Genomic DNA, 19,830 nt, shown 5'->3' with positions numbered 1-19,830 from the left:
AATTATTTTAGGATGCTGTCGAATAATGATACAAATAAGGTTTTTACATCATCTTTGAAGCACTCTAATGGATGGAAATAAGAATATTTTGTATGGTAGATAAAGTAGAGGAGGATGCTAGATGAAGTATTTTGATTTCACAAATAAAGTGGCCGTCGTTACAGGTGGAGGCAGAGGCATTGGTAAAACAATTGCACGTGCTCTATCCGAAGCGGGAGCTACTGTGGCCATTGTTGGTAGAACAAAAGAAGTTCTTGAAGATGCAGCAAAAGAAATAAGTAAGGAAACAAATAGATCAGTCGTTGCATTTGTAGGAGATGTCACGAATGAGGGAAGTATTCAGCAAATCATAAGTGACATTCATGAAAGCATAGGGACAATTAACATTCTCGTTAATAATGCTGGGAAAACTGTTCGAAAGACAATTGAAGATCTTGAACCGGATGAATGGGACGATGTGATGGAAACGAATGTGAAATCAGTTTATATGATGACTAGAGCAGTTCTCCCTGATTTAAAAGAAGGCGAAGGATCTAGGGTTATTAACATTGCATCGATGGCAAGTGAAGTTGGACTCCCTTTTTCCACCCCGTATGGTCCAAGTAAAGCGGCTGTAGTGCAATTAACAAAACAGTTATCACAGGAGCTCTCCCCACTCGGGATTACTGTTAATGCGATAAGTCCTGGCTTTATTAAAACGCCGTTTAACGAAATAGCATTAGAGAATCCTATTCTTTTAAATAAAATCAAAGGAAGTAATCCTATGCATCGAGTTGGTCGGTTAGATGAATTGATTCCAGCCTTTTTATCTCTTGCATCACCGTATGCGAGCTATACGACCGGACAAAATATTGTTATTGATGGCGGAACGACTTCACACGCTTTCTAAAAAGCAACTTGAAAGAACAACGATTCCCATTTATAATAAATGTAACCTGAAAAGTAAAAGGGGCAAATTTTATGTTATCGGTGATTCTTAACTAACGTAATTTTATAGATGGATTGGCTTTTAAAGTAGCATGTATTCTATGCTTATTTAAATATGCCTTCTGTCAATTTAGTTAAGAACACAGAAAAGCTCAAGAATGACAACAACCATTCCAGCTGCGCTCTGTGCGCAGCTTTTTGTATGCTTTTTAAGCATGGGGAGGATGGGTGTCGTCTACCCTTTTATAGAAGAGCTACGAATGAACCTGTGTTCATTCGTAGCTCTTTTTTTGTTGGAAAGGAAGTGACATGAATGTTAATTGAATGGAAGTTTTTCTTAAGATGCGCGAACATATACGAATCGAGGAGGAAGAACATTGAACGAACAAACTATGGTAACACTTGAATTTGATAAAATTCGAAGCGAAGTAGCTCACTATGCCCTTTCAGAAGAAGCAAAAAGTGAGATCCAGAAAATGAGACCGTTGCATGATAAAGAGGTTGTGCAAAATCGATTAAATGAAACGACAGAGGCGAAAGAAATTATTAAGAAAAGTTCAAGCGTCCCTCTTCATGGTCTTCATGGCATTATCCAGGTGATGAAACAATTAAACAAAGGTGTTCCTTTACGGCCAGATCAGCTGATAACTGTGCTTGATTTAATCGAAAGCGGCCGGAAACTGAAACAGTTTATGACGGGGAAAGAATGGCTGGCGCCTACAATTTCAACTTATATCTATTCTCTTTATGAGATTACAGATCTTGAAGAAGAATTGAAACGAGCGATCAGAAATGGTGAGATTGATGATGCAGCGAGTAAGGAGCTTGGGAGAATTAGAAAGAAAATAACCGTTTATGAAGAACGAGTGAAAGAAAAACTGAATCATCTTCTGCGTTCATCTTCGAAAAGGAAGGCACTTCAGGATACGATCATCAGCGATCGAAATGGCCACTATGTTGTCGCTGTGAAGAAAGAATATCGGAAACAAATAAAAGGAACCGTTCATGACCAATCTTCAAGCGGTTCGACTGTATATATTGAACCTGAAGAAGTTCGTAAAGTTCAAATGGAATTAAATGAAGTAAAGGCAGATGAATACTTGGAGGAACAGCGAATTCTAAGCAGATTAACTGGAGAAGTGGAGCGATATGCGCAAGAGATCTCAATCAACATTGAAACAATGACACACTACGATTATATTTTTGCAAAGGCGAAATATAGTGTAGCGATTGATGGCAATCAAGTAAAGCTATCAAGCGAGCCAATACTTGAGTTACAAAATGGTCGTCATCCCTTACTCTCTCATGAGGCTGTACCGCTTTCCCTTGAGTTAGGGAAAGCATATAAAGGACTTGTGATAACCGGTCCCAATACTGGTGGAAAAACCGTAATACTGGTGGAAAAACCGTATCAATTAAAACAGTCGGGCTTCTTTCAATGATGGTGCAATGTGGTTTACACATACCTGCTGATGAGTCTTCTGTTTTTGGGATGTTTGGATCAATATTAGTTGATATTGGAGACGGACAGAGCATTGAACAATCGTTGAGTACTTTCTCTTCTCGAATATCGAACATTATTTCTATTTTACAAGCAGCAGCGCCGGATTCTCTTGTTATTCTGGATGAACTTGGTTCGGGTACAGATCCCGGTGAGGGGATGGGTATTGCCGTTTCCATTTTAGAACAATTGAATCGTCTGGGGTCAACTATTCTATCCACAACACACTATAGTGAAATGAAAAATTTCGCTTCAGCTCATCCAGATTTTGAGAATGGATCAATGGAGTTCGATCCAGAGACATTGCGTCCAACGTTTAAACTACGGATGGGTGTTCCAGGGGAAAGTCAGGCATTTGCCATCGCATTACGTCTTGGTATGCATCCGAATATTATTGAGCGAGCTCATGAAATCACGTACCAAGAAAAGCAATCCTATCGAGAAGGGTTCAACCAAAAAGATAACTGGCACTATGAGCAGCAGCTAAAAAGTAAAAAAGTAGAGAAACCGCGAAGCCAGAAAAAAGTGGAGGTCGAGAAGATTTTTGAGAATTATTCGATTGGAGATAGTGTAGCGATCCCTTCGTTGAAAGAGAAAGGAATCGTTTATAAACCAATGGACGATTTTGGGGATTTGATTGTAATGATAAATGGCCAAAAAGAAACGATTCATACGAAGCGTGTAAAGTTACTCTTGCCTGCTAGCGAGCTTTATCCGGAGAATTATGATTTTGATATCCTATTTGAAACTGTTGAGAACAGAAAGAAAAAGAAATTGATGAATCGCAAGCATATTGATGGTGTGAAAATTGATTATGAAGAGTATTGAAAAGCAAAGAAAAAATTCTAGTTTGGAACCACACTATAAGTAACGTTATCTTAATCCAATTAAAAGAAGGTAGTAAAGGAGGGAATAGAGAAGAATCGTTTATAGCAACTATAATGAGGAGGTATGAATATGAATTTCGGAGCTTTTTCTTTAAGTTTAAGTGTAAAGGATATCCAAGCCTCAAAGCATTTTTACGAAAAATTAGGTTTTCAATCGTTTGGAGGAGATATTTCTCAAAATTGGCTCATTATGAAGAATGGCAGTACCGTCATTGGCCTGTTTCAAGGGATGTTTGACAAAAATATTCTAACGTTTAATCCAGGTTGGGATGAGAACGCTGAAAATCTTGAAGTGTTTACAGATATTCGAACACTTCAAAAGCAGCTAAAAGAAAACGGAGTGAATATTCTTTCTGAAGCGGATGAATCAAGTGAAGGGCCAACGAGTTTTACAATAGAAGACCCTGATGGCAATCCCATTCTTGTTGATCAGCATAGATGAAATCGAGAATCGATTGTATCAGCTACTAAAGATTTCTTTGATTGCATGAAAGAAATTTGAATGTAAGCGTGGTAGATTTCCTAAAAAAAATTCTCTGCGTAAAATTCCTTCCTAAAGGGTAATGCATCTAATAGAACATTCTGCTCAGGCAGAAAAGATGGCAAAGTGGAGGATGAGAGAGATGCAAAAAATGAACAGAGGAATTTTAACAGCAGTTTCCTCAATTGCGATTGCTCAGGGTTTGAAGATCCTAACTCATAAGGTGTTAAAAGGAGAATGGGATGTGAAGCAAGTTGCGACAACGGGTGGAATGCCTAGTTCGCATTCAGCTGGTGTTGCAGCCCTTACTTCTTACATTGCTTCAAATAAAGGATCTCGTCATACAGAAACGGCTCTCGCTACTATTTTCGGTGTGATTGTTATGTACGATGCCCAGGGGGTTAGGCGTCATACAGGAGAAATTGCTGCTCTAGTAAACGATCTAGAGGATAATCTAGCGACGATCTCTGGAGATTACCCTAGCATGGAATTTGTGGAAAGGGAAAAAGAGTTGAAAGAGCTTCTTGGACATCAACCTGTTGAGGTCCTAGGTGGAGCCATATTAGGGTCAGCTTTAGGCTTTCTTTCAGCTAAATATGAGAATAAGTAGTAGAGAGAGGAAATCATAGGCGCTTCGCCTATGATTTTTTTCGTGAATTGGCAGATCGCGGAAATAATCGCAAAATCGCGGATATATTTCAGTTATAGCGGAAAAAATCGACTTTTCGCGGAAATATCCTAAGTATCGCGGGATTAATAGCTTTCTACAGGAATCATCGGATCACCAGCACATTACATAAACAGATTTCTTTCTTTTGGAGAATGATTTTGAAATAATAATGAATGCAAACAGGTTAGAGGAGGAAATAAATTGACACATACAACGAAAACAACTGAAGCGTTATTTAGAACGTTCAATAGTGAAAAATTATCTTTAGAAAATCGCACAGTTATGGCGCCAATGACTCGAGGCTTTTCACCAGGAAACGTACCAGGTGAAGATGTAGCTGGTTATTATCGCCGTAGAGCAGAAAATGGCGTGGGGCTAATAGTGACAGAAGGAACTGGGATTAACCATCCTTCATCGGTTTCAGGTGCGAGCATTCCTGTCTTTCACGGTGAAGAAGCACTAGCAGGCTGGGAAAATGTTGTGAAAGAAGTCCATGAAGCTGGCGGTAAAATTGCACCTCAGCTTTGGCATGTTGGGATGACCCGAAAAATGGGGGAACTGCCAAACGAAGAAGCACAACCAGTTGGTCCTTCAGGTCTAGCACTATCTGGTGAGAAGGTAAACGAGCCTTTGACAACAGAAGAAGTGGAACAGCTAGTTGAAGCGTATGCAGATGCAGCAGCAGATGCGAAGCGACTTGGATTTGATGCGATTGAACTTCACGGAGCACATGGTTATTTGATCGACCAATTTTTCTATGAGCAGACAAATAAACGGACTGACCGTTATGGTGGCGATCTTGTAGGGAGAACTCAATTTGCTGTAGAAATCATCAAAGCCTGCCGTCGTAAAGTGGGGCCAGACTTCCCGATTATTTTCCGTTTTTCTCAATGGAAAATGAACGATTTTAAAGCGAAGCTTGCGACTACATCTGAGGAATTAGAACAGTTCCTAACGCCGCTCGTTGAAGCTGGAGTAGATATCTTCCACTGCTCAACACGTCGTTTCTGGGAGCCTGAATTTGAAGGTTCCGAATTGAATCTAGCTGGTTGGACGAAGAAACTAACTGGTAAGCCGGTTATTTCAGTAGGCTCAGTCGGACTAGATGGAGAATTTACAAGCTTTGCTGGAGCAAATACGACAAGTCTTGATGGTTTGATTGAAAAGCTTGATCGTGAAGAGTTTGATCTTGTAGCAATTGGTCGCTCATTATTAATGGACCCTGAATGGGTAAGCAAAGTACGTGATGGCCGCGCAGATGATTTATTACCATTTGATAAAGAAGCTCTCCAAAAATTATACTAAATAAGTGAAGTGGTCATAATTTGACTGCTTATAATAAAACCAAGTATTTCTCTAGAAAGAGGGATACTTGGTTTTATTCATAATACATAGGATAATAACGTTCTATTATTTTCCAAAAAATGCTAAGATAGGTGTAAAATCTATAAGTAAGAATGATTAAAAAATAACCATTATGGAAGTGACACGGCAGATGCAATCTTTATTAGCGAACTTTTCCATCTTATTATTTATGCACCTATGCATCCAAAGCGTATACTATCTTGCCTTTCAGAAGCGGTGGCCGAGTCAGGTTGTCGCTGTCGCGCACATATTCATTGTGGCAATCGGTATTATTTTCCTTTATATGTTGCCGGTATCGTTAGACGGGTATCTATATGATTTACGAACCATTCCTATGGTAATACTAATTCTGTACCATGGGTATCAATATGGCATTCCCGTGCTCATAATCATTACACTAGCTCGATTCGCTTTTCCAGGTGACTTTATTTACTTAGAGATCTTTTTCACCTTGTTAATCCCAACAGTTGTAACAATGCTAGTACGACAGAAGCTTTTTCGAAACCTCACATATTTGAAGCTGTTTTTTTATTTTGTTGGCATCTGGTTTATTTCAGATGCGATCGTTGGCTATATCATTTCAGAAGACATCACGCTCTATTCTTATTTAATACGGTTTATCTCCTTTCAGCTATCTGCCCTAATTATGTATTTCTTTATTCAAATGAGCACTAATAATCTTGAGATGAGTCAGCAACTTCGCTTTTATGCTGAACACGACTCTCTGACCGGATTACTTAATCTGAGAAGTTTTCTAAAGAAAGCGAAAGCTCAGGAGACTCATTTGATAAAAATGGTAGCCATGCTTGATCTTGATTTTTTTAAGCAAATTAATGATAAATATGGTCATCTTAACGGGGATCGCGTTTTGGCTGAATTTGCAATGTTCCTTTCAGATCAAAGCGATAATTGGCTCGTTGCACGATACGGAGGAGAAGAGTTTATTGTCATGCTTGAAGCATCAACGAAAGATGAGGCATATGATCGCATGAAGGATTTGCAGCACAATTTAAGTAAGCAGCGATTTATGACCGAGATGGGAGACGAAATAAAGGATGTTTCTGTTTCAATTGGATTAGCTGAACTCGATCTTGAAAAACCATTAATGGCATCCGTTGAACGAGCAGACAAGTCTCTTTACAGAGCGAAGAAAAATGGGCGAAACGAAGTATGCTTTTAGCATTTTGCACATTCGTTGGTTTAAAAAGATGAATTTGCGGAATATAACAAGTGTTAAGGATTTTAAAGGAGGACGAATTGTCATGAAAGTACTCGTTATTGGAGCAAACGGACAAGTAGGAACACATTTAATTACAAAATTAGCAGAACGCGGTCATGAGCCAGTTGGTATGATTCGCGATACAGATCAAGTTAAGGCGATTGAAGATGCAGGCGGTAAAACCGTGCTTGGCGATCTTGAAAAAGATTTCTCACAAGCGCTGTACGGATGTGAAGCGGTTATCTTCGCTGCAGGTTCAGGACCGCACACTGGCGCAGATAAAACCATTATGATTGACCAGGAAGGTGCGATTAAAGCAGTTGATGAAGCGAAGCAACAAGGAATTAAACGCTTTGTCATGCTAAGTACTGTTGGATCTGATTATCCTGAAAAAGGTCCAGATAATATGAAGCCTTATTTACATGCGAAGAAACGTGCCGATGAGCACTTGAAAGCAACAAACTTAACTTATACTATTCTTCGTCCAGGTAGTCTTTCAAATGAGCCTGGAACAGGACAAATTAGAGCAGCCGAAACACTTGAAGATAAATCTGGTGAAATACCACGTGAAGATGTGGCTGCTGTTCTTACTGAAGTCTTGGAGAACAAGCATACGTTTAACCGAACATTTGAAGTTTTAAATGGTGATCAATCGATAAGTGATGCCATCGGTCAATTGTAAGAGCAGTTATCTAGAGAGACTTAACTTATGTTAAGTCTCTCTTTTACGTTGGAGAAAGTTACTAATTGAATTTCTTAATGGGCTATAGTAAAAATTGAATAGTGACTATTTCCCCAAATTTAAAGGTGGGAATTGCGCTTCAAGCTTACAAATGATAATGTGGTAAAGGTCAGTGCATGAAAGCGTTAACACAAAGGAGTAGAGAGAGAATGAACATCTTAGATTGGCTAGAGAAAATTAATGGAGTTCTTTGGGGAGCACCAAGCCTAATTTTATTATTTGGGACAGGTGTCTTTCTCACATTTATTCTGAAAGGACTGCAGTTTCGAAAGCTGGGATATGCTTTCAAATTAGCATTCTCAAAAGAAAAAGAAGAGGATAGCAGTGCTGAAGGTGACGTTAGTAACTATAAAGCTCTGATGACAGCATTAGCTGCCACGATAGGAAATGGTAATATTGCAGGAGTTGCTACAGCGATTACAATTGGGGGTCCAGGTGCGATTTTCTGGATGTGGATTGTAGGTCTTGTTGGAATGGCAACGAAGTATGGAGAAGCTTTGCTTGCGATGAAATATCGTGTGAAAAATGATAACGGAGAGTATGCCGGAGGGCCGATGTATTATGTCGAAAAGGGACTAGGGTCAAAATGGAAGTGGCTCGCTATCTCGTTCGCTTTATTTGGAGCGATTGCCTCACTCGGAATCGGAAATAGCGTACAATCAAATACAATCGCAAGTGTTGTTGATGAAAGCTTCCAAATTGATGGATGGGTAACTGGGATTATCCTTGCTGCACTTACTTCGCTCATCATCTTCGGTGGCGTAAAGCGAATTAGTTCTGTTGCAGGTTTCTTTGTTCCGATTATGGCGGTTCTCTACGTAGTTGGTGCACTCATTATTATCGTCATTAACATAGATGCTGTTATCCCAGCTATGAAGCTGATTTTTACATATGCCTTTTCACCTATATCGGCGGTAGGAGGATTTTCAGGTGTTATTGTAATGGAAGCTGTAAAATCAGGAGTTTCCAAAGGGATTTTCTCGAACGAAGCAGGACTTGGTACGGCTGCCCTTATTGCTGGTAATGCGAAAGCCGATCATCCAGTGAAACAGGCTCTCGTAGCCATGACTGGTACGTTTATCGTAACGATCATTGTTTGTACAATGACAGCCCTTGTGCTCCTTATCTCTGGATTTTGGGACCCAACGGGAGGAGACCTGTCGGGAGTCGTGCATGATCCGAATCTAGAAGCAGGTGCTTTGACTACGGCTGCATTTGGTTCAAGTCTCGGTCTGATCGGAGAGTATATTGTAACTTTCTCCGTTATTTTCTTTGGGTTCTCAACCATTATTGGTTGGTACGTATATGGTTATAAATGCTTTGAATACCTAGTTGGTACGAAAGTAACCATTTATTATGGAGCAGTATATGTATTGGCATGCTTTGTTGGTACAGTTGCGAACCTGACTACTGTTTGGGCTTTTGCGGATATGGCAAATGCTTTGATGATGATTCCAAACTTAATTGCGTTATTATTACTTTATAAAGTCATACGAAGCGAAACAGATGATTATTTTAATCGTTATCTTGTAGAATCTCAAATGAAAAAAGCGAGTTAATCATTTGATGTATAGAGACATTTTCTTCATTTAATGAAACTAAAGCGCAGCTGGAAAAAATCCAGCCGCGCTTTTGTTATTTCTCAGGAGTCATTTTTTTAGATGGAGCTGATTCGTTTCCAAATATATTTACAGAAGTTACATAGTATGAGGAGGTTGAAGCGTCGGGATCTGAGAAGCTCTTACGTTCAAGGTTAGAAATGCTCTCAATTTGCTTATAAACACCGTATGCGTCAGCTTTGTAAATGCGGTATCCTACAACATTTTCGTCGCGAACAGCATGCCATGATAAGAAATTCCCACTAACGCTAAGGTTTGTTGGAGCATCTGGAACTTCGTTAGGATCTACTTCTTTTTTCTCTTTACTCGGATCTTCCTTTAACTCTGTAGAAACAACAAGTCTCTCCTCATGTGTTCCTTTTGAGCGATTAAATGTTCCAACACACGTAATAAGATTCAACGTGCGTGAATCAGTTGTTCCGAATATTTTTTCGATAGGAGAGTCGTTGTAAGGATATCGTTCTTTACCAGTGACAACGAATGTCATTTTTTCCCCCTCTTTATCAGTCAAAATAATTTCGTCACCTTTTGAAAGCTTCTCAAGATAAAAGAAAATAGCCGGTCCTGTTTTACTATCTACGTGCCCAGCTAAGACAGCATTTCCTTTTGTTCCTGGTTTAAAGCCAGGTTCAAACCAACCAACTTTGTTGATGTCCTCGGGAACACCCATTTGTCCATTTTCTAATATACCGACATTTTCAACGGGAGCTTTAACATCGATTGCAGGAATCTCTACTTGTACAGGCTCCATTCCCTCTTGAACGTTTTGGGATTCTTTGGCTTCTTCGATTTTCTTCTTCTGATCATCAAGAAGAAGAAATTCGTCTGATAGCACATCTGGTTTCTCTATCTCTTCTAACTCTAACGCAGCATTCGTTTGTTCTTTTTCAACGGCTGTATTCGTTACGGGTTCAGCGTAGTTATTGTACCCTGCGAGTACGAGCCAAATAATCGCACCAACTACGAGCAATAAGACTTTTTTCACGTTCTTCACCTCTTTTACTTAAGTTATATCTTAGCATTTTTTATTGACTATACTCTTATATAGCTAACGAAATCAATATTCAAATGGATCATTTTTTTGTGAAATTGAAAATAAAAATATTGACCATTCCAAAGTACTGGTGTACTATGTAACTAATACACCAACACATTGAGGGGGAACTATATCATGAAGAATTGGAGTGGGTTATTACGAAAGGAATTTCGTGTTTCAAGAGCCCTTCTATTAGGCGTTACAGCGTTTGATTTACTAGTAATGATTGGATTTTTTCTTGCCTCTGCAAGATGGGAAATCCCTTATTTAACAGCTATTATTGGAGCCGTACTAACGGCGATGCACGTCTTCTTTTTGCCACTCTATTTATTAATTAGTCTGAACACTGAAGGAAGGAACTTACACCTCTGGCTACACAATCCACAATCAGGAGCTCGTTTACTCGGAGCTAAATTGCTAAATGGGTTATTAGCATTACTGCTATCTATTGGTATTGTCAGTAGTTTATCTCTTCTAGCTTATAACCTTGAACCTAGCCTCATTCAACTTCCAATTGATAATGTGTGGCTGTTCGGATTTTATTTTCTCACCGTTATTATTACAGGATCAGTCTATATGGGGGTTTGGCTAATCTTCTATTGGACTTTGTATCAAGTTCTGAAAACGTATATCGGCAAGTGGGCACTTCTTCTTATTCTCTTAATTGTTGGTTTTATCAGTTGGTTTGGTTCATGGTTGAGTGGGACTCGTCTTTATGAAGTGATGATCGAGTGGGGGTATGTGGAGCTACCGTCACCGTTAAATATGGAGGTTAGTCAGCAGGCATTTGAATTAACCGTTTCAACATTTCCGTTTGCAATTGGGAATGTAATATTTGATCTCATTACTATCATCCTTGTTTTCATAATGACATGCTGGGTACTTGATCGAAAAGTGGAGGTGTAAGGGATGGGAGAAGAATTTAATCCCTCAAAGCCGATTTACCTGCAGCTAGTGGACCGCATTAGCTGGGAGATTATTAAAGGGGAACGAAAAACTGGTGAAAAGCTTCCTTCTGTAAGGGATATGGCCATTCAATCAGGCGTAAATCCAAATACAGTGTCGAGAACTTACAATGAACTGGAGAGGATGGAGGTTGTGGAGACGAAACGAGGGCAAGGGACGTTTGTAACGGAGCAAAAAGAAAGACTGACCGAACTTCGAGAACAGCTCAAGATTAACCACATCCAGAATTTCATTGATGAAATGAAGCAAATGGGATTTTCTCGAGAAGATATGATTGAAGGTATTCGAACTTACGTTACGAACGAAAAGGAGAATCAATCATGATTACATTCGAGAACGTATCTAAACGTTATCTTAGAAAACAAGCTCTATCAGATGTGAACGTAAGAATTCCTGAAGGGAAAATCATTGGCCTTGTTGGCTCCAATGGTAGTGGGAAATCTACTTTCATGAAGATAATCGCAGGTCTTGTAGTGCCTAGTGAAGGCAAAGTAATGCTTAACGAAGAACAAGTTTCGAGGCGTTCGGCAAATAAAGTTGCTTATTTATCAGAGTTAGACGCTTACTATTCATTCTTCACAGTGAAAGAGACAATCCGCTTTTTTGCAAGTCAATTTAGCGATTTTAATCTTGAAAAGGCCCACGATATTGTTAAATTTATGGAAGTGGATCAAGATCAAAAGGTGAAGCATTTATCTAAAGGAAATCGTGGGAGATTGAAGATTGCTCTTACCCTTGCGAGAGATGTACCTATTATTCTGATGGATGAGCCGTTATCAGGTCTTGATCCGATGGTGCGAGATTCAATTGTGAAAAGTTTACTTTCTTTTATCGACTTAGAAAAACAAACGGTAATCATCACGACACATGAAGTAACGGAAATCGAACCATTACTTGAAACGGTTATTGCGATTCGAAATGGTAAGGTTCTCGCGCTCGAAGATGTTGAAACCATTCGCGAGCGAGATCGTATGAGAATAGTGGAGTGGTTGAAAAAGTTGTATCAAGAGGAGGGGTAAAATGGCTGTAAAACCAGTTGTTCAGATTCGAGATTTAACAAAAGTAATTGGAAAGAAAACAATCATTGATCAACTTTCATTTGATGTATACCCAGGTGAAGTGTTTGGTTTTCTGGGGCCGAATGGAGCAGGAAAAACAACAACAATTCGGATGATGGTTGGGCTAATGAGAATGACGGAAGGCGAAGTTCTCATTGATGGAAGCAGTATTAAAACAGATTACGAGAATGCGATTGTAAAAGTAGGAGCGATTGTTGAAAATCCTGAAATGTACAAATTTTTGACTGGGTACCAAAACCTTGTTCATTATGCTCGAATGGTTAAAGGTGTTTCAAAAGAACGCATTCAAGAAGTCATTCAATTGGTTGGACTCCAAGGTCGTATCAATGAAAAAGTGAAGGGATATTCACTTGGAATGCGACAGCGTCTTGGACTTGCCCAGGCACTGCTACACCGACCTAAGCTACTCATTCTAGACGAGCCAACAAACGGACTAGACCCCGCGGGTATTCGAGAAATCAGACAATATTTACGAACGCTTGCAAGAGAAGAAAATGTTGCTGTAGTTGTTTCTAGTCATTTATTATCCGAAATCGAACTCATGTGTGATCGAATTGGCATTATTCAGGCCGGAAAAATGGTCGATGTGCAGCGAGTGAATGACTTTGTTCAAAATAATCACGCCGTTATGGTTTCATTTGAAGTCGATCCAGTAGAACACGCGGTTCACGCTGTTAAAGCAAATTTCCCTGATTGTGAGATGGAAAAATCGGAGCGTAAGTTGACGATTAAAATAGAACATGAGCTTATTCCGGAGGTAACAGCTGTTCTCGTGGAAAAGGGCGTCCGCGTATACGGTATTCAATCCTCTGTGAAAACGTTAGAAGATGTGTTTCTGGAAGTAACTGGGGGTGAGCAAGTTGTCTAGTATGCTACATTTAATACAAAATGAAAACATGAAGATTTATAGAAGAGTTGGAACGTGGGTGATGATCGGACTTGTGGTGGCAGCCGTACTTGTAGCAGGCATTTTTACTAATATGAATGTAAGTGATGAGACTACGAACTGGCGCACTGATTCTGAAAATGCGATCCAACAGGCAGAACAAACGCTAAAAGATTCAGAGGGAATGCCCAAAGCCTTTAAAGACAGTCAGGAACGTTCTATTGCGATAAATGAATATCGGTTAGAGAATGATATTCCCCCTTTAGAAAGTGATTCAATATGGAGTTTTATGGATAGTTCAACTGGCATTGTGAGTTTAATTTCCATCTTTACGATTATTATCGGCGCAGGTGTTATAGCGAGTGAATATTCGTGGGGAACCATTAAGTTATTGTTGATCCGACCTGCTTCACGCACGAAAATTCTTGCTTCTAAATTTATTTCAACGCTATTATTTGCGCTATTTTCTCTCGTCATCTTATACATTTCTTCTTTTATTATCGGCGGGTTATTCCTTGGTTTTAGTGCAGTCGATCAACCATACCTAACTTATTCAGGTGGGGAAGTGGCCGAAACGAGTATGGCCATTCATTATATTGTTGAATATGCACTTGCCAGTGTGAATTTGCTTATGATGGTAACATTTGCTTTCATGCTATCGAGTATCTTTAGAAGTTCCTCTCTTGCGATTGGATTAGCTATATTCCTTATGTTTACAGGGAGCCAACTTACTTTTATTCTTAGTCAATACGATTGGGTGAAGTATATCCTCTTTGCCAATACGGACTTAAGTGTTTATTTCGATGGTTCACCTATAATTGAAAGTATGACGCTCGGTTTCTCGTTGACCATGCTTCTCGTCTACTTTGTTTTGTTCTTGTCATTGTCATGGCTACTATTCACGAAACGTGATGTAGCATCATAAGGAAAAGCCGATCAGGTATGCTGATCGGCTTTTTGATTCTTCTTTTTTCGCTTTCTATACAAGAAAAATAATCCTATAAGAATGAGCGGGACCAAAATAGGTGAGAGACCAATCAAGAGTACAGCCGCTGTGGAGAAAAAGGAAAGGAGCCCATTTACAGTTGTCATTAGCATTTTTTTTGCCTCTGTTAGCGTTTGAAATTCATTCTTATCAATAGAAGGAACAATGATTTTCTGCTGCTCGAGTGAAATCGTAACAGTCGAATATTCACTTTGGTTATTGAGGTAATTTAGTTGACCTTTCAGCTGTTCGACCTCTTCCTGTACACGGGAAAGCTCATTAGATATAGCTAACAGATCTTCTGTTTTGGTTGCTTCGTTAAGGAATGATTCCAGTCGTTTTTGAACAGCTTCCTTTGCTTTCAGCCTTGAGGTAAGATCAACGTAGTTTTCGGTGACATCGGTTCCGGATATCGATTTTTGAGGAGCTCCTTTCCCAAGCCCTTCAACTTCATTGAGATAAGAGTCAAATTCAGGTTGGGGTATGCGTACGGTCATTGATCCAAAAAGAGAATCTTCTTCTGAAGCAATACTTTCTTCGACAACATAACCTTTATAAGTTCTAGTTAGATCTTTGATTTTGGCAGTAGCCTTAGGTAAATCTTCAACTGTTAAGGAAAGGTTTGCATTGAAGATTACCTTGCGATCTTGCTGTAAGGCAGGCGTTTCTGATTTTTCTATAGAAGATGAATTTTTTTCTTCATCTCTCTCATTTCCTCCCTGGTTTTCATCTGTGGATTGATCAGTTGAAGTAGCTATATCGCTACTTTCATTTGAAAAGCTTCCATTATTAGAACTACATCCTGCTAGTAAAAGAATTGATGTACAGATAAGAAGGATCCATCTTCGCATAAGTATGTCCCCGCTTCGTTTTTATTTTTAGCTATGTTAGCTTAAATTGTTGTTATCTCGATTTTTGGTTCGATTAGAGGTTTCTCAATGAATTAGACGGTTTAAGACCTGCGGAGGTTACAATTTCCATGATATGATAAAGGATAACTGAATAAAAAAGGGGTTGCCTTTTGTGCATTCAATTTTAGAAAATGCGAACATTATAGACATAGTTATTACAATTTCTGTAATACTAGGTCTATTCCTGATTCGATTTCTGATCAAATTATGGCTGACAAAACGAGACAAAGAGGAGAATTACCCAAACGGTATTCGACCAGCTTTCCTCTCATTTATAAATTGGACAACAGGGTATGCCATCCTGCTATTTGTTTTATTTTATTTTTCCGATAACAGTTGGATGTTTAGTCAATTATTTGCAATTGGTAGTGTTGAAATCTCGTTGTTTCTTATATTAATTGCACTATTTATCATTACTCTTGCAAATCGATTTTCAAAGATTGCAACTTCCTTTCTTATGCCTCCGCTTTATGATCGATACAGCCTGGATACAGGCTTGCAATTTACGTTCAATCGTGTTTTTCATTACACATTGATGGTGATAGCGGTCGTTATTAGTTTAACGACAGTCGGGATTGATCTAAGTGCTTTAACGGTCTTTGCAGGAGTACTTGGGGTTGGAATCGGTTTTGGAATGCAGAACATCGCAAATAACTTTATTTCTGGTTTAATTATTTTATTTGAAAGACCAATTAAAGTAGGTGATCGAGTGATCATAAACGATGTTATTGGAGACATTGAAAAAATTAACATGCGTGCCACGATTATTCGAACACTAGACAATGAACGGATTATTATGCCAAATTCGTATTTTATCGAAGAGCAGGTTGTGAACCACTCTTATGGAGACTCAAGATTGCGCCTCGTTTTACCAATAGGGGTGGCATACGGTTCAGATGTGGAGCTTGTGAGATCGCTATTGCTTCAAGTAGCTGTGGAAGAGAAAGAAAATTCCATGTATGTGCTTGAGACTCCTCCTCCTTTTGTGAATTTCCTTGGTTTTGGTGATTCATCACTTGATTTTCAACTATTCATTTGGATCTCGTCACCAAAAGCAGCGGTAGAAACGAAGAGTAATTTAAACTTCCGCATTAACCGAATTCTTGCAGATCACAACGTTGAGATACCGTTTCCACAGCGTGATTTGCATGTACGTAGTTTGGATGCTAAAGTGATCGACCAATTAAAAAAGAGATAAAGCAAACTCACATCATTTTCACATCATTCTTACAAATTTCTTCGTAAGTTGTTGTCCATAATAGGTATTGTAAGAACATACCTATGAAGGGAGATTGATGAAGATGAACAAATGGATGATTGGTGTTGCCTCTATGGTTTTAGCTGGGGGGATAGCTGGAGCAAATGTTAATGCGGCAGATGACGAGTCAACTGAAATAGAAGAGCAAACAGTAGGGCAAACCCAGGAGATGGCAGGTCCTAGAGGACATCATGGGAAAAGAGGTCACTTCGAAGACCGCTCTCTAGATCGCGAACTGAAAATGGCAACTGCTGAGAAAAAAGATCAATTAATCGACCTTTTGCTTGATCAGGATGCTTCTAGTGTTGAAGGTGTCGATGAGCTTCAGAAAGAGCTTGCTGATCTAAACTCACAGCTTGATGCGATGCATGATGAAGCACAGGCTGCTCATGAAGAGAGAGAGTCTAAGAAGCAGGAACTTGAAGAAAGTGGAGAGCGTCCAGAGTTAACCGACGAAGAGAAAGCCGCAAGAGAAGAAATGCGCGAAGAGATGGAAGCCAAGCGAGAGCAGGCTCAAGAAATTGTGAAACAAAAAAATGATATACTTGATCAGCTGATTGAAAAACTTAGCTAATCTTAGCGAGAGATAGGGGCCCCCTATCTCTTTCGTATGTTTTGAAGACATGCGGCTGATTTACTGTCAGATAAGGCTAGGATAATATAAAGAGTATGAAAAGCACATTTCGTCTAAGATGTGAAAAGGGAACGGAGTTGAGAGAGATGCAGCACGTTTTTGTGATAGATGATGAACAAAATATACGTGATATTTTAGAGAAGTATTTAAAAAAAGAAGGGTTTATTGTCTCAACCTTTACAGATGGGGCAGAAGTGTTAAGTGCTCTAGAGACAATTGAACCCGATTTATTAGTATTAGATATTATGATGCCAAATGTTGATGGACTTGAACTCCTTCGACGGTTAAGAAAGTATTCTTACATTCCCGTTATCGTTGTTTCCGCAAGAGATGAAGAGCTTGATCGGATACTAGGCCTTGAACTTGGCGCTGATGATTACTTAACGAAACCTTTTAGCCCTAGAGAACTTGTTGTGCGTATTAAGAATCTATTCAAACGGATGAATCGCCTAGAGAAAAACCATTCTTCACAAGAAATTACTGTTCAGAACGTACGTTTAAATAAGAAAAAACGACTGTTATTAGTGAATGAGGAAGAAATGCCTTTAACGCCGAAAGAGTACGATGTGCTCGCCTATCTCCTCCAACATCCAGGACAACCGTTTACAAGAGAGAGATTAATTGAAGCCATTTGGGGTTATCAATATGTAGGTGATGGTAGGATTATTGATGACCTTGTGAAAAGGCTACGTAAAAAGATGTCAGATGCAAATGCGCAAGCGAAGATTGCAACAGTTTGGGGGTACGGCTATAAAATCGATGAAGAAGTTTAATATCGGTACCAAATTGTTTCTTAGTTATATCGTTCTTATTGTTGTTATTCTGCTTATTACTACTATTTCATTTCAATATTTATTTCAAGAATATCTTGTGCGCGAAACGAGAGAACAGCTGCAAAAAGAGGGATTGCAAATTAGTCAGATGCTCGAAGATCGACAGTGGAAGGGCGAAAATCCACCTAATGGGTTACTTGATCGCAGAAGAATTGAAATGGCAGGCAATTTAATCTCATCTCAATTTATAATTTATAATGCAAACGAGAAGGCAATTTATTCGAATGTCGATGAAGTGGTTCGAATTGATTATGAAGAAAACAAAGGAAAATTATATGTTACAGAGGAAGTGCCAATTAGTCTTTCACGAGAGCAAGTTGGCAGTATTGTGCTATTTACGAAGGTAGAAAGTCTTGAAGGTTTCAATCGGATTATTCAGCAATCACAGGCTGTTAGTCTTTTAGTATCTGCTGCTGTTGCCGTGCTCCTTGCTGCTATTATGCAGAAAGGAATAGCGGGGCCAACTCGATTACTTGCCAATCACATGAGGGAATTTACGATGCGCAAGGAACAACCCCCGTTGACGCTTAAAACAAAGGATGAAATCAATGAACTTGCTAAGACATTTCAAGAACTAACGGAGCAACTTCGAAAAAATGATTTTGATCAGAAGGAATTCCTTCAAAATGCGTCTCATGAATTAAAAACACCTCTAATGGCCATTCAAGGGAATGCGGAAGGGATTCTAGATGAAGTAATCGTAGGACAGGACGTCGAGTATAGTCTTGAAGTGATCGTGAAAGAAACGCAGCGTTTAAAAAAGATCGTGCAGGACATTTCTTATTTAACTAGGTTAGAAACAGTAGATGAATCTTTTACTTATGAAGTAGTCGATCTTCATCACGTGTTGATGGAAGTCATCACTGTGGTAAAACCACTTGCACATCAACGGCAAATAGAGGTAAGGTATGACATTGATCATACCATAGACCTTAAGATGGACAGTGATAAAATGAAGCAAGCTTTTATGAATATTTTCGGTAATGCCCTTCGATTCGCTTCATCCGTTATAGAAGTACATGTCCACCAAGATAATCGTCAAGTTTATATTGAGGTTGAAGATGATGGTAAAGGCTTTGGCGAGAATCCAGAGCGCGTTTTTGAACGATTTTATACAGGTGACAAGTCAGGTTCTGGCATTGGTCTATCGATTACGAAAACAATAGTAGAAAAGCATAATGGTAACATTTACGCCGAAGACAATAAAAAGGGAGGAAGGATCGTGATCTCGATTCCTTTTCAATCGTAGTTAGAACTTTATGTTTTATGCTCACTTAACTTTTGTAGAATTTCTTTGCTTTCTTGTTCACTCAAAATACCGAATTTCTGACAGAGTTGTGTATAGCCAGCCAATTTCTTAAAATTAACCGAAGATGATCTTTTCATCATACTCACCTTTCTTTCCTTCAGGAAACTTTTTTAGGTATCAACAATATATGCATGAGCAGGTTGAAAGTGATAGGTGAGTGTCTTTAGAGTTGAAATAAATCTAAGTCAATGTAACAATAAAGCTTGTGCTAAATTAAAGCATCATGTAAGATGGAGTTATCAATATTTAGTGATATATAAATGTTTGGAATACTATATATGGGTAAAATGTACGTAATTTAATAATTGAGTATACGGTGTCGTAGAACGACTTAATAGGGAATCCGGTCGAATCCGGAGCTGTCCCCGCAACTGTCGTGTGGACGAGGCAAGAAACCACTGGAGTTAATTCCGGGAAGGCTTGCCAAGGAAGAAGCACAAGCCAGTAGACCTGCCGTATAGTCAAAAACGTTTCTATTCTTCGGGGGTTGAGGGTGAGAAATGGCAGGGTAAATGTACGAGT

At 39.1% G+C, this 19,830-nt stretch carries 21 protein-coding genes and 1 riboswitch; of the genes, 18 read left to right on the top strand and 3 right to left on the bottom strand.

Annotated features, from left to right (window positions below):
* Positions 1 to 121 precede the first annotated feature (121 nt).
* From AC0VYJ_RS18100 to AC0VYJ_RS18060, 9 genes are all read left to right on the top strand, one after another.
* Positions 122 to 889 (top strand): SDR family NAD(P)-dependent oxidoreductase, encoded by a 768-nt coding sequence (locus tag AC0VYJ_RS18100; protein ID WP_475365812.1) that lies wholly within the window; start codon positions 122 to 124, stop codon positions 887 to 889.
* A gap of 415 nt (positions 890 to 1,304) precedes the next feature.
* The gene (locus AC0VYJ_RS18095; protein WP_475365811.1) at positions 1,305 to 2,369 is read left to right on the top strand and encodes a MutS2 family protein; all 1,065 of its coding nucleotides are present in this window, start codon (positions 1,305 to 1,307) and stop codon (positions 2,367 to 2,369) included.
* Positions 2,366 to 3,256, top strand: coding sequence for a MutS-related protein (locus tag AC0VYJ_RS18090; RefSeq protein WP_475365810.1), 891 nt, complete (start codon positions 2,366 to 2,368; stop codon positions 3,254 to 3,256). The genes AC0VYJ_RS18095 and AC0VYJ_RS18090 overlap by 4 nt, the downstream gene beginning before the upstream one ends.
* A 129-nt stretch (positions 3,257 to 3,385) precedes the next feature.
* Positions 3,386 to 3,757, top strand: coding sequence for a VOC family protein (locus tag AC0VYJ_RS18085; protein WP_475365809.1), 372 nt, complete (start codon positions 3,386 to 3,388; stop codon positions 3,755 to 3,757).
* Between the two features lie 181 nt (positions 3,758 to 3,938).
* Positions 3,939 to 4,406, top strand: coding sequence for a divergent PAP2 family protein (locus AC0VYJ_RS18080; RefSeq protein ID WP_475365808.1), 468 nt, complete (start codon positions 3,939 to 3,941; stop codon positions 4,404 to 4,406).
* A gap of 261 nt (positions 4,407 to 4,667) precedes the next feature.
* Positions 4,668 to 5,771, top strand: coding sequence for an NADH:flavin oxidoreductase (locus AC0VYJ_RS18075; RefSeq protein WP_475365807.1), 1,104 nt, complete (start codon positions 4,668 to 4,670; stop codon positions 5,769 to 5,771).
* Between the two features lie 190 nt (positions 5,772 to 5,961).
* The gene (locus tag AC0VYJ_RS18070) at positions 5,962 to 7,011 is read left to right on the top strand and encodes a GGDEF domain-containing protein (protein ID WP_475365806.1); all 1,050 of its coding nucleotides are present in this window, start codon (positions 5,962 to 5,964) and stop codon (positions 7,009 to 7,011) included.
* 82 nt (positions 7,012 to 7,093) lie between these two features.
* Complete coding sequence (locus AC0VYJ_RS18065) at positions 7,094 to 7,732, top strand: SDR family oxidoreductase (protein WP_226615180.1); 639 nt, start codon at positions 7,094 to 7,096, stop codon at positions 7,730 to 7,732.
* Positions 7,733 to 7,941: 209 nt separating this feature from the next.
* Complete coding sequence (locus tag AC0VYJ_RS18060) at positions 7,942 to 9,351, top strand: alanine/glycine:cation symporter family protein (protein ID WP_226615179.1); 1,410 nt, start codon at positions 7,942 to 7,944, stop codon at positions 9,349 to 9,351.
* A gap of 76 nt (positions 9,352 to 9,427) precedes the next feature.
* Here AC0VYJ_RS18060 and AC0VYJ_RS18055 read toward each other — a convergent pair whose 3' ends face one another.
* Positions 9,428 to 10,396, bottom strand: a complete 969-nt coding sequence (locus tag AC0VYJ_RS18055; protein WP_430244804.1) for a class F sortase — start codon at positions 10,394 to 10,396, stop codon at positions 9,428 to 9,430.
* Between the two features lie 186 nt (positions 10,397 to 10,582).
* Here AC0VYJ_RS18055 and AC0VYJ_RS18050 point away from each other — a divergent pair, with 186 nt between their 5' ends.
* The 5 genes from AC0VYJ_RS18050 to AC0VYJ_RS18030 are packed head-to-tail and all read left to right on the top strand — an operon-like array spanning position 10,583 to position 14,303.
* Entirely contained in the window at positions 10,583 to 11,353 is a 771-nt protein-coding gene (locus AC0VYJ_RS18050; protein ID WP_430244802.1) for a hypothetical protein, read from the top strand.
* Between the two features lie 3 nt (positions 11,354 to 11,356).
* Entirely contained in the window at positions 11,357 to 11,737 is a 381-nt protein-coding gene (locus AC0VYJ_RS18045) for a GntR family transcriptional regulator (RefSeq protein WP_475365805.1), read from the top strand.
* Positions 11,734 to 12,432 (top strand): ABC transporter ATP-binding protein, encoded by a 699-nt coding sequence (locus AC0VYJ_RS18040; protein ID WP_430244800.1) that lies wholly within the window; start codon positions 11,734 to 11,736, stop codon positions 12,430 to 12,432. Before AC0VYJ_RS18045 ends, AC0VYJ_RS18040 begins: the two co-directional genes overlap by 4 nt.
* Before the next feature lies 1 nt (position 12,433).
* Complete coding sequence (locus AC0VYJ_RS18035) at positions 12,434 to 13,360, top strand: ABC transporter ATP-binding protein (RefSeq protein WP_475365804.1); 927 nt, start codon at positions 12,434 to 12,436, stop codon at positions 13,358 to 13,360.
* Between the two features lies 1 nt (position 13,361).
* Positions 13,362 to 14,303 carry an ABC transporter permease gene (locus AC0VYJ_RS18030; protein ID WP_475367517.1) on the top strand — a complete coding sequence of 314 codons (942 nt, stop codon included), beginning with the start codon at positions 13,362 to 13,364 and terminating at the stop codon, positions 14,301 to 14,303.
* Between the two features lie 11 nt (positions 14,304 to 14,314).
* Here AC0VYJ_RS18030 and AC0VYJ_RS18025 read toward each other — a convergent pair whose 3' ends face one another.
* Complete coding sequence (locus tag AC0VYJ_RS18025) at positions 14,315 to 15,214, bottom strand: DUF4349 domain-containing protein (RefSeq protein ID WP_475365803.1); 900 nt, start codon at positions 15,212 to 15,214, stop codon at positions 14,315 to 14,317.
* A gap of 172 nt (positions 15,215 to 15,386) precedes the next feature.
* Here AC0VYJ_RS18025 and AC0VYJ_RS18020 point away from each other — a divergent pair, with 172 nt between their 5' ends.
* The 4 genes from AC0VYJ_RS18020 (at position 15,387) to AC0VYJ_RS18005 (ending at position 19,248) form a co-directional block, all read left to right on the top strand.
* The gene (locus tag AC0VYJ_RS18020; RefSeq protein WP_475365802.1) at positions 15,387 to 16,472 is read left to right on the top strand and encodes a mechanosensitive ion channel family protein; all 1,086 of its coding nucleotides are present in this window, start codon (positions 15,387 to 15,389) and stop codon (positions 16,470 to 16,472) included.
* A 103-nt stretch (positions 16,473 to 16,575) separates the two neighbouring features.
* Positions 16,576 to 17,106 (top strand): hypothetical protein, encoded by a 531-nt coding sequence (locus tag AC0VYJ_RS18015; RefSeq protein ID WP_226615170.1) that lies wholly within the window; start codon positions 16,576 to 16,578, stop codon positions 17,104 to 17,106.
* Between the two features lie 146 nt (positions 17,107 to 17,252).
* Positions 17,253 to 17,939 carry a response regulator transcription factor gene (locus AC0VYJ_RS18010; protein WP_194218869.1) on the top strand — a complete coding sequence of 229 codons (687 nt, stop codon included), beginning with the start codon at positions 17,253 to 17,255 and terminating at the stop codon, positions 17,937 to 17,939.
* Entirely contained in the window at positions 17,878 to 19,248 is a 1,371-nt protein-coding gene (locus tag AC0VYJ_RS18005) for a sensor histidine kinase (RefSeq protein WP_475365801.1), read from the top strand. The genes AC0VYJ_RS18010 and AC0VYJ_RS18005 overlap by 62 nt, the downstream gene beginning before the upstream one ends.
* A gap of 8 nt (positions 19,249 to 19,256) precedes the next feature.
* On the opposite strand, the gene AC0VYJ_RS18000 is transcribed toward AC0VYJ_RS18005, so the two are convergent.
* Positions 19,257 to 19,385: a hypothetical protein gene (locus tag AC0VYJ_RS18000; RefSeq protein ID WP_475365800.1), complete on the bottom strand. Its 129-nt coding sequence runs from the start codon at positions 19,383 to 19,385 to the stop codon at positions 19,257 to 19,259.
* A 220-nt stretch (positions 19,386 to 19,605) separates the two neighbouring features.
* A riboswitch (cobalamin riboswitch) is annotated at positions 19,606 to 19,780 on the top strand.
* Positions 19,781 to 19,830 lie beyond the last annotated feature (50 nt).

The organism is Anaerobacillus sp. 63XJN7_5_ISO-PGPR-S23-430 (genome assembly GCF_056173695.1).
The sequence above is the reverse complement of the archived record's forward strand: the minus strand, read 5'-3'. Positions and strand labels throughout refer to the sequence as shown.

Coding starts and splice junctions, on each gene's coding strand:
- AC0VYJ_RS18010 (WP_194218869.1), top strand. CDS start 17,253: ATGCAGCACGTTTTTGTGATAGATGATGAACAAAATATACGTGATATT.
- AC0VYJ_RS18060 (WP_226615179.1), top strand. CDS start 7,942: ATGAACATCTTAGATTGGCTAGAGAAAATTAATGGAGTTCTTTGGGGA.
- AC0VYJ_RS18050 (WP_430244802.1), top strand. CDS start 10,583: ATGAAGAATTGGAGTGGGTTATTACGAAAGGAATTTCGTGTTTCAAGA.
- AC0VYJ_RS18045 (WP_475365805.1), top strand. CDS start 11,357: ATGGGAGAAGAATTTAATCCCTCAAAGCCGATTTACCTGCAGCTAGTG.
- AC0VYJ_RS18005 (WP_475365801.1), top strand. CDS start 17,878: ATGCGCAAGCGAAGATTGCAACAGTTTGGGGGTACGGCTATAAAATCG.
- AC0VYJ_RS18080 (WP_475365808.1), top strand. CDS start 3,939: ATGCAAAAAATGAACAGAGGAATTTTAACAGCAGTTTCCTCAATTGCG.
- AC0VYJ_RS18090 (WP_475365810.1), top strand. CDS start 2,366: ATGATGGTGCAATGTGGTTTACACATACCTGCTGATGAGTCTTCTGTT.
- AC0VYJ_RS18000 (WP_475365800.1), bottom strand. CDS start 19,385: ATGAAAAGATCATCTTCGGTTAATTTTAAGAAATTGGCTGGCTATACA.
- AC0VYJ_RS18015 (WP_226615170.1), top strand. CDS start 16,576: ATGAACAAATGGATGATTGGTGTTGCCTCTATGGTTTTAGCTGGGGGG.
- AC0VYJ_RS18035 (WP_475365804.1), top strand. CDS start 12,434: ATGGCTGTAAAACCAGTTGTTCAGATTCGAGATTTAACAAAAGTAATT.
- AC0VYJ_RS18025 (WP_475365803.1), bottom strand. CDS start 15,214: ATGCGAAGATGGATCCTTCTTATCTGTACATCAATTCTTTTACTAGCA.
- AC0VYJ_RS18100 (WP_475365812.1), top strand. CDS start 122: ATGAAGTATTTTGATTTCACAAATAAAGTGGCCGTCGTTACAGGTGGA.
- AC0VYJ_RS18070 (WP_475365806.1), top strand. CDS start 5,962: ATGCAATCTTTATTAGCGAACTTTTCCATCTTATTATTTATGCACCTA.
- AC0VYJ_RS18040 (WP_430244800.1), top strand. CDS start 11,734: ATGATTACATTCGAGAACGTATCTAAACGTTATCTTAGAAAACAAGCT.
- AC0VYJ_RS18030 (WP_475367517.1), top strand. CDS start 13,362: ATGCTACATTTAATACAAAATGAAAACATGAAGATTTATAGAAGAGTT.
- AC0VYJ_RS18085 (WP_475365809.1), top strand. CDS start 3,386: ATGAATTTCGGAGCTTTTTCTTTAAGTTTAAGTGTAAAGGATATCCAA.
- AC0VYJ_RS18065 (WP_226615180.1), top strand. CDS start 7,094: ATGAAAGTACTCGTTATTGGAGCAAACGGACAAGTAGGAACACATTTA.